14 protein-coding genes and 1 riboswitch are annotated in these 13,799 nt (G+C 33.0%); all 14 genes read right to left on the bottom strand.

Features of this window, described 5'->3' with window-relative positions; genetic code table 11:
• Nucleotides 1-77: 77 nt before the first annotated feature.
• Nucleotides 78-860 carry a Cof-type HAD-IIB family hydrolase gene (locus LAB100_RS00715; RefSeq protein WP_119326852.1) on the bottom strand — a complete coding sequence of 261 codons (783 nt, stop codon included), beginning with the start codon at nt 858-860 and terminating at the stop codon, nt 78-80.
• 78 nt (nt 861-938) lie between these two features.
• Complete coding sequence (gene ribH / locus LAB100_RS00710) at nt 939-1,400, bottom strand: 6,7-dimethyl-8-ribityllumazine synthase (protein ID WP_119326853.1); 462 nt, start codon at nt 1,398-1,400, stop codon at nt 939-941.
• 2 nt (nt 1,401-1,402) lie between these two features.
• Nucleotides 1,403-2,611 carry a GTP cyclohydrolase II gene (gene ribA / locus LAB100_RS00705; RefSeq protein ID WP_119326854.1) on the bottom strand — a complete coding sequence of 403 codons (1,209 nt, stop codon included), beginning with the start codon at nt 2,609-2,611 and terminating at the stop codon, nt 1,403-1,405.
• Nucleotides 2,601-3,200: a riboflavin synthase gene (locus LAB100_RS00700; protein WP_119326855.1), complete on the bottom strand. Its 600-nt coding sequence runs from the start codon at nt 3,198-3,200 to the stop codon at nt 2,601-2,603. The genes ribA and LAB100_RS00700 overlap by 11 nt, the downstream gene beginning before the upstream one ends.
• A complete protein-coding gene (ribD, locus tag LAB100_RS00695) occupies nt 3,200-4,231 on the bottom strand; it encodes a bifunctional diaminohydroxyphosphoribosylaminopyrimidine deaminase/5-amino-6-(5-phosphoribosylamino)uracil reductase RibD (protein WP_246001187.1) in 1,032 nt (343 codons plus the stop codon). Before ribD ends, LAB100_RS00700 begins: the two co-directional genes overlap by 1 nt.
• 117 nt (nt 4,232-4,348) lie before the next feature.
• Nucleotides 4,349-4,482: riboswitch (FMN riboswitch) on the bottom strand.
• A 70-nt stretch (nt 4,483-4,552) separates the two neighbouring features.
• Nucleotides 4,553-5,866, bottom strand: coding sequence for an APC family permease (locus LAB100_RS00690; protein ID WP_246001185.1), 1,314 nt, complete (start codon nt 5,864-5,866; stop codon nt 4,553-4,555).
• Between the two features lie 13 nt (nt 5,867-5,879).
• Nucleotides 5,880-6,593 carry a gamma-glutamyl-gamma-aminobutyrate hydrolase family protein gene (locus LAB100_RS00685; RefSeq protein WP_119326856.1) on the bottom strand — a complete coding sequence of 238 codons (714 nt, stop codon included), beginning with the start codon at nt 6,591-6,593 and terminating at the stop codon, nt 5,880-5,882.
• Between the two features lie 276 nt (nt 6,594-6,869).
• Nucleotides 6,870-7,724, bottom strand: coding sequence for a PRD domain-containing protein (locus tag LAB100_RS00680; RefSeq protein ID WP_119326857.1), 855 nt, complete (start codon nt 7,722-7,724; stop codon nt 6,870-6,872).
• Nucleotides 7,725-7,795: 71 nt separating this feature from the next.
• Complete coding sequence (locus LAB100_RS00675) at nt 7,796-8,608, bottom strand: Cof-type HAD-IIB family hydrolase (RefSeq protein ID WP_119326858.1); 813 nt, start codon at nt 8,606-8,608, stop codon at nt 7,796-7,798.
• Between the two features lie 108 nt (nt 8,609-8,716).
• On the bottom strand, nt 8,717-10,141 hold the full coding sequence (lacG, locus tag LAB100_RS00670) for a 6-phospho-beta-galactosidase (protein WP_119326859.1): 1,425 nt from the start codon (nt 10,139-10,141) through the stop codon (nt 8,717-8,719).
• An 18-nt stretch (nt 10,142-10,159) separates the two neighbouring features.
• Entirely contained in the window at nt 10,160-11,887 is a 1,728-nt protein-coding gene (locus LAB100_RS00665) for a lactose-specific PTS transporter subunit EIIC (RefSeq protein WP_119326860.1), read from the bottom strand.
• Nucleotides 11,888-11,912: 25 nt separating this feature from the next.
• A complete protein-coding gene (locus LAB100_RS00660) occupies nt 11,913-12,257 on the bottom strand; it encodes a PTS lactose/cellobiose transporter subunit IIA (RefSeq protein WP_119326861.1) in 345 nt (114 codons plus the stop codon).
• 6 nt (nt 12,258-12,263) lie between these two features.
• Nucleotides 12,264-13,124, bottom strand: a complete 861-nt coding sequence (locus LAB100_RS00655; RefSeq protein WP_119326862.1) for a PRD domain-containing protein — start codon at nt 13,122-13,124, stop codon at nt 12,264-12,266.
• A 382-nt stretch (nt 13,125-13,506) separates the two neighbouring features.
• Nucleotides 13,507-13,749 (bottom strand): hypothetical protein, encoded by a 243-nt coding sequence (locus LAB100_RS11630; RefSeq protein WP_281273968.1) that lies wholly within the window; start codon nt 13,747-13,749, stop codon nt 13,507-13,509.
• Nucleotides 13,750-13,799 lie beyond the last annotated feature (50 nt).

Raw genomic sequence — 13,799 nt, 5'->3', positions numbered from 1 at the left:
TTAGATAGGCGATACTCATTTTTCATATGAGCACCGCCAACTCTAGATAGATGTTTTTTAATCTAAAATAATTATATTCATTTAACTTCAGTTTTCGATTGTGCAAGTACGTATTCTCGGATAGCGTTAGCAACTCCATCATGATCATTGTCAGTGGTTTCAACATTACTGATTTTTTTTACTTCCGCTGAGGCATTTCCCATAGCAATTCCTAGACCGACTCTTTTTAACATCGGAATATCATTGTCCATATCACCAATTGCCACTACTTGATTCATTGATATACCTAAATGCTTAGCTAAATGTACTAAGGCAGACCCCTTATTGATACCTTGGGGAAATACTTCCATTTCATTAGCGCTAGTTTTTACAATAAAATAATCTTTATCGTAATTTGTATGCATTAAACCTAATAATTTATCCAATTCGTGTTTATGCGTTTTGATGATGAACTTAACAATACCTAACTTTCGATTGAGCATTTGCTTCTCAATCCAATCTTGATAACTATCATAATGATCACCAAGATTATCAATTAATTCAAATCGAACTTTACGATTGCTTAAAAAGTTAGCTATTGATTCACAATTCTCATTTTTAAGTGTTTTTTGATAAAGAATTTTTTTATCATAACTTTGGATAACACTTCCACCAAAATAAATCATGTATTGATTGTTCTTATTCAAGCCTATTTTTTTGGCACTTCTGATGATCCCATCGTAATCTCGTCCTGTACACAAAACTACTTTAACACCACTTTTTAGAGCCTTTTGAATCATTAAAATATTACTTTCACTGGTATTTTGCTTACTATTTAAAAGTGTACCATCCATATCAATCGCTATCATTTTATATTTCATAATCAATCTCCTAAGGATACTTTTCTCATAGTGATTGTAGTTCTTTCGGCATGAATATAAAGAAATTAATATAGACGATTAGGATAGTTCTTTTTCCAAATTGATCATTTCAATCACATCACTAGCACATTCAGCACCCTTGTTACCTGATTTACCACCTGCTCGATTTAAAGCTTGAGACATATTGTCAGTTGTCAAAATTCCATACATTACGGGAACTTCGCCATTCAATGTTGTTTGGGCCACACCCTGAGCCGACTGAGCACAAACGTAATCAAAATGTGCTGTTTCTCCTCGAACGACTGCTCCCAAGGCCAATATTCCATCATATTTTTTATTTTTAGAAATTAAGTTCACAATTCTAGGTATTTCCATGGCTCCTGGTACTTGAATTACCGTAATATCTTTTTTTGAAACTCCCAATTGCAATAATTGTTGCATCGCTCCATTGGATAATCTATCAGTAACTAATTGATTAAACCTTGATACCACAATAGCAATTCTAAGATTTTGTCCATTTGATTGACCTACTATTTCCATTTTTATTCGACCTCGTTTAATAAATGATTAAATTTGTGTTTTTTAGTTTGTAAATATTTACGATCATTTTCATTAGGCACCACTTCCAAAGGTACTCTTTGATCAATTTTAATTCCTAAATCTTCCAATTGTTGTAATTTATCTGGATTATTAGTTAATAATCTCACTGAAGAAATATTTTCTTGCTGTAGAAAATTAGCAACAATTCCATATTCTCTTTGATCAGCTGCAAAGCCTAATTCTACATTAGCCTCCACAGTATCTAAGCCTTGATCCTGTAATTGATATGCCTTTAGTTTATTCAATAGACCGATACCACGGCCTTCTTGATCAAGATAAATCAATGCTCCTTGACCAGATTCATTAATTATCTGCAATGATTTCTCCAATTGTTCACCACAGTCACACCTTTTAGATCCTAAGATATCGCCTGTAAAACATTCTGAATGAATTCTTAATAATAATGATTGAGTATTTTTTAATTTACCTTGATAAATGACTAATACCGGTTTCTCCTGATACTGATACGCTGCTAACCGAAAATGACCATATTTAGTAGGTAAATCAACATCTGATACTTTTTGTAACAAAAAATTATCTTTCTGATAACGATAATTCTTAATATCAGCAATTGTAATTAATTCCATATCATCTGCTTTCGCAATTTTTTGTAAATCATTTAATCGAGCCATCCGACCATTATCTTTAACAACTTCACAAATGTAAGCAACTGGACTTGCTTGAGCCAGTCGAGCCAAATCAACGGCAGCTTCAGTATGACCGCCTCGTTCCATAACACCATTATTTTTCGCAATCAAAGGAAAAATATGTCCTGGATGATAAAAATCAGCTGCCTGACTGTCAGTCATGCTTAACTTTTTAATTGTATCCGCACGATCAAAAGCAGAAATACCAGTTGTTGTTGTTTTAGCATCTGTACTAATTGTAAAAGCAGTTCCAAAAGCATCATGCTCATTTGTCATGGGCTTAAAATCTAATCTATGGGCAACCTCTTTGGACATTGGTACACATAACAAACCACGAGCATTTTTGATCATATAATTAACGCTCTCCGGAGTCACAAAATCGGCCAACCCTACCATATCTCCCTCTGATTCTCGATCTGGCGAATCAGCGACAATAATCAATTTACCCTTTTTTAAATCATTTAATGCAGCTTCAACTTTAGACACACTATTATTATTTGACATTTAAAGAACCCCTCAATCCTAATTTCAAAATATATTTTCCTAAGATATCAACTTCCAAATTAACAATTTGTTTTACTTGTAAACTACCTAAAATGGTTTCTTTCGATGTATACGGAATTATCCCCACTTGGAAAGATTTCTCAGTGATCGATATTATTGTTAAACTTACGCCATCAATTGCAATAGAGCCTTTCTCTACTAGATATTTTGAGTACCCCGGATCAATTGAAAATGTCAGTAAATAAGCATTTTTATTAACTTCTTTTGCTAACAATATTCCAGTTGTATCAACATGACCTAAAACAAAGTGACCATCCAATCTATCGCTGACTCCTAAAGCCGGTTCCAAGTTAACCTCATCAGACAATTTAAGTTGCTTGATATTAGTTCTTTTAACTGTTTCTGGCATTACTTCAACTTGAAAATCATTATTAGAGTTTTCTACTACTGTTAAACAAATTCCATCGACTGATACACTATCACCTGGCTGAAAACTTAATGACGAATCAGAGATAGTTAGTCGATAATTATCTTTGGTTTGTTCAACTTGCGTGATTTTACCAATGCCTTTTACAATACCTGTAAACATTATCTTTCCCTCCAGGCAGTTAGTTTTAGATCATTATCCAACCAAACTATTTCTGGCTTACTAAACTTCATGACCTTGCCAATATTCTTATTGATTGCTGGCAACCCTTGCCCCAAAAACTTGGGTGCTAAGTAAACTATCAACTTATCAATTAAGTTTGCTTCGACAAAATCAGCCTGAATTGAACTTCCACCTTCTACTAGTAGTGATTGAATGCCCTTTTTAAACAGAAATTCAACAATCTTTTCTACCGACCATTGGTCTGTATAAATCTGAACATTTTTGGGAAATTCTTGCTCAGGTCGGGTACTGCTTAAAAACCAAATGGGTTCAGGTGATGAAAAAATTCTTTGTCCTAAATTAACCGTATTAATATCTTTTATTAATACAATCCTAATAGGCGGGAACTTTAAATCCGTTTTTCGAACAGTTAATTGAGGATCGTCGATTCTAAAAGTATTTTCTCCAACTAAAATTGCTTGATTTTTACTACGTAACTTCTGAGAATCAAGAAAAGATGTTTGATTAGAAATTATAGTTCTTTGACCAAATGTCTGATTGATTTTACCATCCAACGACATTGCGTATTTTACTGTTATCAAAGGACGCTTAAACTCATGAAAAAAATTATAAGCTTGATTAATTTGAGCATGGATTCTCAAATCAATAACTTCGATTCCGTGACTTTCTAAATATTTGATCCCACGACCACATACCTGTGGATTAGGATCAACATCACCAATAACGACCTTTTTAATACCGACTTCGACAATTCGTTTAACACATGGCGGTGTCTTTCCAAAATGAGAACATGGCTCCAAAGTTACATACAATGTTGCATTTTGAGCATCAGACAAATGTAACAAGTTATTCAAAGCATTAACCTCAGCATGGGCTTGACCATATGTTTCATGATGTCCCTTAGAGAGTACTTGTCCATTTTTTACAATGACGGCTCCAACTTGAGGATTCTGCCAAGTATCTTTTCCTTTCTGTGCTTCCAATAAAGCTAATTTCATAAATCTATCCAAATCCTATTCACCCCACAAAAAAAGGCCCCGCAAAAAATTGCGGGGCCTTAAAGTTAAGCTAAATAAGATTTCACACGAGAGCGACTTAAATAAGCCATCTAATAGCATGAAATAATTATTTTTCTTCTACCATCCAGACTTTACTGTCGGTCCCAGACTTTCACTGGGTCCACCACTTACGTGGGTCACGGACTTCAACTTTTAAAGTTGTTACCGTCGGTCGGGAATTACACCCTGCCCCGAAGAAATCTATTCAGTTTTCAAGAACAAATGCTACTATAAAAATTTATCTTTGACAAGCCTGACTTCTTAAACATATTTTTAATTAAAATTCTTTCTAGTCATAAAATAGAATGGCACTGCAACTAATAACGCTCCAAAGCCCCAAGCTAAGTTAACCAAGTTAGTTTGTGACAACAATAGAACTGAAACTGTCACCGCTACAACAGGTATTAACCATCCAAAGGGAATTTTAAAACCTGATTCTCTATTTTTCATTGTTTTTCTAAAAACTAAAACCGCAATACAGCTGGGAATATATTGTGCAAATCTTGATACGGCACTGATTTGTGCCAAAGTATTAAATGTTCCAGATAAGGCAATTGCTAGACCCAAAAGGGCCGAAATAATAATGGCATGATACGGTACACCAAAACGGTTCTTTTCAGCCAACATCTTGGGCATCATACCATGATTAGCCATGGCAACCCCTGAACGTGGCGTGATGAACGATGAAGATACACAGATACCCCCGATGGATAATAAGGTTCCGGCAGCAATTAAATATTTTCCAAAACTACCTGCAATTTTATTAAAAGCATCTTGAACTGGTGTAACACTATTAGCAAGTGAACTACCTAGTACACCAATGCAAACCGCTTGAATTAGGATATAAAAAGTTGCTACGGCCAAAATAATAATAATTAAAACATGTGGTAAATCTTTTTGTGGATTCTTCATTTCTCCAGCTGCAACAACAGCTCCTTCGACGCCAGTAAATACATAAAACATTGTAATCGCAGCTAATGAAAACGAACTTGTATTAGCAACTGCAGCTGGAACAAAGGGAGTAAAGTTAGGTCCTTTGATAAACCAAATTCCAACAGCGATAAAAATAATCAATGGCACCAATTTAGAAACAGTAATGACATTATTAACAATTGATGCTACTTGAACCCCCATCAAGTTCATTGACATCAAGGATAAAGCTAATATTGTAACGATAATATCTTTAGCCATAATATTATTAAGTTGCGGAAAGATACCTGCCAAAGCAGTCGCAAAACCAACGTAAAGTGTTCCTTCAGCGATAATTCTAATTGCCCAAGTAACAAAACCGACCTCATAGCCGACAAAATTTCCAAAAGCTGCTTTTGCATATACATAAGGACCACCAGTTTCTTTAAATAAACTGGCATCTTCCGCAAAACATAAACCAATTGTCAAAATCAGTAGTGCGTCAAAACCTAAAACTAATAAACTAGCGGGACCAAATAGTTTCATTCCTTCATTAGGTAAAAGAAAGATTCCAGATCCAATAATCCCATTAATACCAAATAAAAGAATTGTCCAGAATCCCATTTTATGAGATTTTTTTATTGTTTGAACATGGTGCATCGGAATTGCTTGTTTCATAACGTTCACCCCCCTAGATACGATCAATAAAATCCTTGAAAATTTGTAATTGTCGAGAATCGTGCTGCCACATATTTTCCGGATGCCATTGAACTGCTTGAACACTGGCATCTTGATTTTCAATAGCTTCAATTACTCCATCTGAAGCCGTGGCAACAATTTGTAATCCTTCAGGAACATCCTTAATGGCTTGATGATGTCTAGAGTTAACAAAAACATTGTCACCAATTGTTTTAAATAGTTTGGAATCATGATTAACCGAAACAAAATGAGTTGGCTGATCTCCAGGAGCAGATTGATGGTGTTTTAAAATTTTTCCAGGATATTGACTTGCAAGATCTTGATAAACATTTCCTCCTAGAGCAACATTTATAATTTGAGCTCCTCGACAAATTCCTAAAATAGGCACATGTTTAGCGACAGCCGTCCGCACAAGTGCTATTTCAAAAAGATCTCGATTACGATTAGTGATCCCAAGTTCTGGAATAGGTTCTTCACCCATAAAAGTAGGATCAACGTCAGGCCCGCCAGTAAAAATAACCCCATCTAATCTTTCCAAGAGCCCATTTATTTCCTCCTTAGGAAGATAAGGCAAGCTAATTGGAATTCCACCAGCATTTAATACTCCATTGATCGCTGGCCTTGGTACAAAATCCATTAGTTTTTGATTAATGACAGATGTAGCGCCCAAAAATACATCTGCTGTTACTCCGATTACTTTGCTCATGAACCATTACCCCATTTCCGAATTTTAATTGTAAGATTAGCACTCTATTTTAATCTGTCAAATATTTTGTTAATAATATTAGACATTTACTAATCAAAGTGGCGATTCATAACGTTACATCATATAAAACGGTAAAATTCCTAATTTAACAAGTATATTTCCAATTTAGAATCTATTTAATTTATAAAAAAAGATGTCTTTTGCTTTCTAAAATAGGATTAGTAATCTTTTTCCGAAAACAATTGACATCTTTTTTTGACTTTTATTAAAATTTACTTATTTTTGATTCAGTCCATCTTCTTGAGTAATTCTCTGAATATGAATTATAAAATATAAGAGTTCCTTACTAGTAAGTTTCACATTCATAACTTCTTGAATCTTCCGGGCAATTTGTTTAGAAATATTGGTAGACCCTGGATAATTTTGTTCAACTTCTAATTCAATTTTTCTATCAAATTTTGTTTCTTGAGTAGTATTATTCAATCGTTGAGCAAGATACTGCAAATGAATCATAAATCGATCATAATAATTACTATTACTTTTGGTTCTAAAAATATTATTTCTAAATAAAATAGTTCTAATCATTTCACTGAAATCAACATTTTTTGCATTATAATTTACGGATTCATTATTTCCCTTACCATTAATGAAATGCAATGCAATACTTTTTACTTCTGAATCAGGTAAATCTATATTCAAATTATGATTAATAATTTTTAACCCTTTGCTAGCAATAAGATACTCATCTATATAATTGTCACTCATATCAGGAATTTTACTAACTTGATATTGATGGGCTAAATACCTTTTATAGGTCCCATATATATGATCGCTCAACGTAATATAAACATAGTCCATAACAGGATAATTAAATTGTTTTTTAGCATAATCAACAATTTCATAAGTTGTCGTTACTATATCAATTGGAATATTTTTTAATAGAAAGAATAAATTCTTTTGTGATTCGTTAGAATCCAAATAAAAAATCTTTTCTATTTTTGAACTATCTAGAAAAGATCCTTTAGATTTGCTATAAGCTATTCCCTTACCTTTAACAATCGCTTGCTGATTATCCCCAAGATCAACAATTGCCGTATTATTATTAAAAATTTGCTCTATAATTAATCGCATAAAACCTCCTTTACACAATTAATTATAAATGATTTATTGATATTTAAGTTTATTCCTTTATAAAAACGCAATCATATTAAAAACTTTTCAATTGCTTTACCAACCCCACTATGATTATTATCTGCAGTTACATAATCACTACTTTTCTTTACCGTTGCTAAAGCATTACCCATAGCAATTCCTTTACCGGCAATTTTTAACATTGGAATATCATTTTCCCGGTCACCAACTGCTATAACTTCACTAACATTTAAATTGAGCTCTTTTGTTAAAACTTTTAACGCTGCTCCTTTATTAACATCTTTAGGAAAAATCTCAAGAAAACCAACTCCGGTTCTAACTACAAAATAACTTTCATCGAATTTCTTATGAACTATTTCAGAAATACTATCTATTTCTTTTTCGTCTCCATTAATAATCGCTTTTGTAATTTCAAAATTATCTGGCAACTGATTCGGTTCTTTTAAATATAGTCCATTATCATTCTCAAAAGCCTGCATAATAGTATATTTATCCAAATGCTCATCTGCACTAGTATAAGTATTTCCACGATTATCCACTACATTGTAATGCAACTTATTTTCCTTAATAAATCTAACAAATTCTCTATAAAATTGATTGCTCATTAATTTTTGGAAAATAATTTTTTCTTCCATATTTTCAATAATTGCTCCACCGTTAGTGATCATATACTGATCTGGACCTGAAATCCCCAAGTCTTTGGCAAATTTAACCACTGCATTATGGGTTCTTCCAGAACAAAGAACTACTTTGATTCCTTTTTCTAAGGCTTGAGTGATTGCCTTTTTATTTTCAACCGAAATGGTTTTTTTACTTGTCAAAAGTGTATCATCAAGATCTAATGCTATTAGTTTATAGTTCATTACTCTTCTCCTAACTCTTTTTGATAATTGTAATACTAAAAAAGCTTTGAGATATATTAACAATCTCAAAGCCCTTTTAGTATTACATTTCTTTAAGGACAAGCCCCTTCAATCAGGAATTACGTGTGTTTCACTTAATTTTTTAAACCAAAAGGCACTCTTTTTTACATAGCGTTTTTGGGTTGGAAAATCGATAAAGAATAATCCATATCTCTTACTGTATCCATTAGTCCAAGAGAATTGATCTTGTAATGACCAAATAAAGTATCCCTTTACATTAGCTCCATCAGCAATAGCATCGGCAATGGCATTAAAATACTTCTTTAAATAATCAATACGCTTGTCATCATTAATAATAGTATTTTCTTTCGCATTTTCTGGAAGTTTTTCTTTTAAACCAATCCCATTTTCAGTTACATAAATATCTGGCACTAATGGGTAATCATCATGGATTCTCATCAAAATATCATGCATTCCACGAGGATAGATAGACCAATCCCAATCTGTTGTTTCTATACCTTCAGGCTTCTTTTCTTCACCAATTCCATGTAGCCGTGATACTGAAGTTCCTTTAGCTCCTGTTCCATTATGAATTGTCTCAGAAGCACCATTATAGGCTCGTAGCCACTTACTAAAGTAGTTATTAACTCCTACAAAATCCAAATTATGGGCTGCTCGATTTATTTCTTCCATTTCATCATCTGTATATTTAAACATTGGCTGATTATTAGCATTTAGAATTTCTTTGATGAGCTCTAAAGTCTCTTCGTGATATTCTCCAGCTAATGTTCCATCAAGATAAAGTCTATTTTCTAAGGCATCTTGTAAATCAGCAGCGTGCTTATCTTCTTGACTATCACTATATGGATAGACTGTTTGAAGTGCATGAACAATACCTATTTCTCCACCCAAATTCATATTCTTATAAGCATTAACTATTTTTGAGTGAACTAAAATTTGATTATGCTCAGCTTGGAAAGTTTTATCAAATCTTCCTTGTTCTGCGGGTGGGAATGTCCCACTAGTGTATTGTTGAACAGCCATTGAAGTGGGTTCATTAATTGTGATCCAATACTTAACTTCAGGAAATTCTTTGAAGCAGAACTTGGCATATTTAACAAAATCAGTAAGCATTTCTTGGCTCAACCAATCTCCAGCTTTATGTAATCTTTCAGGAGTATCAAAATGATGCAACGTTACATAAGGTTCAATATGATGTTTAGCACAATCAGCAAACAGCTTATGGTAGTATGCTACCCCTCTTGGTTCAACACGCCCAGCACCATCTGGAAAAATTCTCGACCAAGCAATTGAAACACGAATTACTTGTACACCATATTCCTCAGCCAATGTTAGATCTTCATCATAACGATGGTAAAAATCAGCTGCTGGATCAGGACTAAAACGACCTTGTTTTTCTAAAAAATCATCCCAAAGTACTCTTCCTTTTCCATCTTCTTTCGTTGCACCTTCAACTTGATATGCGGCACTCGCACCGCCCATAAGAAAATCTTTTGGTAATGTCTTATTCATTTACAATCATCCTCCGAATTAAAGATTCGATTCAACAAAGTTCAAAGCCTTGTCTCCATCATTTGTTAACGCTATATATTGACGTCCGGTTGTAGTTACTAATTTAACGCCATACTTATCCGTAATTTTCTTTAAGTTGCCTTTCATACTTTCCATTTGTGGAGCCAGAATAACCATATCCATATCCTGAATCAGGTCCATATCTTGACCATAAGCACGTGCTGTTGCGGAAAGTTTTAAATCTTCTTTCTTAGATAGCTTATTCAATGCATTAGCCAAAATACCTGAAGTCCCTCCACCAGCACATAAAACTAAAACATCTACTTCATTATTCTTAAAGTAATCTTGTGTCTTATTTGATGCAGAATCACCTGAATTATCCGAAGACATAGCAACTTGTGCTTGGGAAGCCTCACTATTATCAACGGTATCTGTCACAACATTTTCATCTGTCATTTCATTTTCCTTAGCTTTTTCTTGAGCTAATAGTGTGTTGTCATAAGTACGAATGAATGGGAAGTAAATCAATACATCAACTACCAATGCTAACAACACGTATACAAATGATAACGGTGCAAAACTACTTGATATTAAAATACCAATTGGTGCAGGTACCGTCCAAGGCATTGTGAACATAAAACTATTCATACCTAAAACAGTTACAAAGAATTTAAACATACAAATATTAACAATTGGTGTTAATAGGAACGGAACAAAGAACATTGGGTTCATAATAATTGGCATTCCGAATAATACTGGTTCATTAACTGAGAACGAACCTGGAATAAAGGCAGCTTTACCAACAGCCTTTAATTGAGCTGAACGAGCTGCAAATAACATAATAAAGGCAACTACGAAGGTTGATCCTGTACCACCAAAGTTCATAACATAGTCCATTGTATTCATAGCTAAAACATGAGATGCATGAACTCCAGCTTGATATTGTTGTAAGTTTGTTGCTGTATTAGCAATCATAATTGGAACAACAGCAGGCTGTACAATTGATGGACCTTGAACACCACAGAACCAGAAGAAAGCCATAGCTCCGGCAATAATCGAAAGTCCGATGTAAGAATCACTGGCTTGGAATAATGGTGACAATACTTGGATAATCCAGCGAGGAAGAATTGTACCTGTTGCTGCCTTAAAACCAACGCTGAAAAGCCAAAATACTGTAACTGCGGAAGCCATAGGAATAAGATCTTTAAATGTTTGTGAAATATTTTGTGGTACTTGTGGTGGAAGTTTAATTGTCACATTATTTTTAATACAAATATAATAAATATTTGGAACAATTAAACCAACAATATAGGCACAGATCAAACCTTGGGTACCCATATAAGTCAAATCATTACCTGTTTTTAAAGGAATGATCGATAAAATAATAAAAGCAATTTCTGAAGCAACAATTACAGAAACTGGATTAACTTGATTAGTTTTTGGCAAATCAAGATTTTTACTGTCAGTTAAATTTTTAGCAGTTGTTCCTGCTACAAATAAGGCTAACAATCCCATTGAATAGTTATATGCAATTAAAATAATATTAGTTACTTTAGTTGGCCAATAAAATCCCCAAGCATTTGGTACATATGCAACCATCATAAAAATACTTGAAAAAATAATAATCGGCATACATGCAATAAAACCATCACGAATTGCAGAAACGTATCTATTAGCGGCAATTGCTTCAAATGCTGGCTTTAGCTTATCAAAAATACCATTACTGCTACTGCTATCACTGTTCATAATTACCTTTCCCCCATTTTTTAATTTACATATCTAATTTTTTTTCAATCTTATTAATTCTTTCATACTCATCAATGAAGAACTTGCATTCATCCATCATCATCATTGTTGTCATCAAAGTATCTTGTCCATGAACCATAATGAATGTGACATCCATATCCATCCCGCCAGCTTCATTTGCTAACAATTTTGTTTGTTCATTATGGGCGTCAACAATTGATTGATTAGCTTCTTCTACTAACTTTTTTGCCTCATCAATTTTTCCCTCACGAGCATTATCTAAAGCTTTTAATAAAGCTGTCTTTGCATCTCCTGCGTAAGCAACGATAGCAAATCCCGTCATTGAAATATCCTCTTTTGTAACTGCCATAATAATTTACTCCTTACCTTTTACTTTTTCTTGAGTTAGTCGTTGAATATGAATTATGAAATATAAAAGTTCATTACTACTAATCCTTGTATCAAATTTAGATTGAAGATTATCGTATATTTCTCGTGCAATTCTTGATGAATTTGGATATTCAATTCTCATCTCTTGTTCTAACTTATTACTAAAATCTTTATCTTCGTTCTCATTGTTATTAAGTCTACCTGCCAAATACTGTAAATGAATCATGAAACGATCAAAGTAATTTCCATTACCTTCCAGACGATAAATATGATTTTTCTTTAAAATTGAAATTACGATATTATTAATTTCCTTAGTCATATTTTCCTTTAAATCGCTTTTCTTCGTTTCCTCTCCTTTGGCATTTATAAAGTGTAGAGCAATACTTTTTATTTCAGACTTAGGAAAATTAACATGCAAGTTACGATTTATAACTAATAATGCATGTTCAGCAATAAGATATTCGGTTGGATATTGCTGACTCATATCAGGAATCAAACTTTCCTTATACGTATGAGCCAATAATCTTTTATAAGCTCCAAAAATATGATCACCTAAGGTTATATAAACATAATCCAAAATATCATAGTTATATTTTTTGATTGCATAATCAATAATTTCATAAGTAGTGGTAACTATATCTATTGGAATATCTTTAATCAAAAAATATAAATTTTTCTGCGATGATTTTGTATTTAAATAAAAAGTACGTTCTATTTTACTAGTATCTATTTCCATTCCTTTAGTCTTTTTAAAAGCGATTCCTTTGCCTTTTACAATTGCTTGGCGATCATCTCCTAGGTTGACTAGCGCACTATTATTGTTAAAGACTTGGGCAATCTTTACCATTGCTTTACCCCCTTTCTAACAACAAAAAAAGCGAGACCACTAACGTTTTTCTATAAATATCCAAAAGAACATTTATAGAAAACTCGTTAAGTGATCTCGCCTAATCTAATAGTAACAATTCACTAAATATATATTCATCTTTCAACACAAATTAGTATAAAACACATTTTTCTATTTGTAAACGGTTTCACATAATTATTTTTTAAGTCATTTATTTACAATAATAAAACATTTTGTTCTTACGCATGGGAAGTATCTCACAATAATATCTTGGTTATTTGCCCATCTCTTCCAACAAATACTACTGATCCAGTATTTTAACGAATGGATAATAAATAACCGTTCCTAAAACAATCTCAAATAATTGCAAAGCTGCACCACGTCAGCTACCAATTGTCAGACAACTTAAAATTAAAGGTGGTGTTGTCCAAGGTAACATAGCACTGTTGATATACAGCACTAAATATAAGGTAAACGATAAATTTGAAATTAGTACATTAACAATAGGCGTTATAACGAAAGAAATCATTATTATTGGATTCAAAACAACTGGTAATCTATAGATAAAAGGTTCCCCAATACCAAACATACTTGATACAATGATCAACTTCCCTAAACTCTTGATTCTCTTAGATTTACAAACCTAAAATGTTATTAAAGTCAACAGCGTTATAA

The sequence above is a fragment of the Companilactobacillus musae genome (assembly GCF_003967595.1).
Classification (GTDB): Bacteria; Bacillota; Bacilli; order Lactobacillales; family Lactobacillaceae; genus Companilactobacillus; species Companilactobacillus musae.
The sequence above is the reverse complement of the archived record's forward strand: the minus strand, read 5'-3'. Positions and strand labels throughout refer to the sequence as shown.

What these genes read in the sequence shown, in the direction of transcription:
- LAB100_RS00715 (WP_119326852.1), bottom strand. Translation starts at nt 860, where the DNA reads ATGAAATATAAAATGATAGCGATTGATATGGATGGTACACTTTTAAAT.
- LAB100_RS00690 (WP_246001185.1), bottom strand. Translation starts at nt 5,866, where the DNA reads ATGAAACAAGCAATTCCGATGCACCATGTTCAAACAATAAAAAAATCT.
- LAB100_RS00660 (WP_119326861.1), bottom strand. Translation starts at nt 12,257, where the DNA reads ATGGCAGTTACAAAAGAGGATATTTCAATGACGGGATTTGCTATCGTT.
- ribH (WP_119326853.1), bottom strand. Translation starts at nt 1,400, where the DNA reads ATGGAAATAGTAGGTCAATCAAATGGACAAAATCTTAGAATTGCTATT.
- LAB100_RS00665 (WP_119326860.1), bottom strand. Translation starts at nt 11,887, where the DNA reads ATGAACAGTGATAGCAGTAGCAGTAATGGTATTTTTGATAAGCTAAAG.
- LAB100_RS00700 (WP_119326855.1), bottom strand. Translation starts at nt 3,200, where the DNA reads ATGTTTACAGGTATTGTAAAAGGCATTGGTAAAATCACGCAAGTTGAA.
- lacG (WP_119326859.1), bottom strand. Translation starts at nt 10,141, where the DNA reads ATGAATAAGACATTACCAAAAGATTTTCTTATGGGCGGTGCGAGTGCC.
- LAB100_RS00680 (WP_119326857.1), bottom strand. Translation starts at nt 7,724, where the DNA reads ATGCGATTAATTATAGAGCAAATTTTTAATAATAATACGGCAATTGTT.
- LAB100_RS00655 (WP_119326862.1), bottom strand. Translation starts at nt 13,124, where the DNA reads ATGGTAAAGATTGCCCAAGTCTTTAACAATAATAGTGCGCTAGTCAAC.
- LAB100_RS00685 (WP_119326856.1), bottom strand. Translation starts at nt 6,593, where the DNA reads ATGAGCAAAGTAATCGGAGTAACAGCAGATGTATTTTTGGGCGCTACA.
- LAB100_RS00675 (WP_119326858.1), bottom strand. Translation starts at nt 8,608, where the DNA reads ATGAACTATAAACTAATAGCATTAGATCTTGATGATACACTTTTGACA.
- ribA (WP_119326854.1), bottom strand. Translation starts at nt 2,611, where the DNA reads ATGTCAAATAATAATAGTGTGTCTAAAGTTGAAGCTGCATTAAATGAT.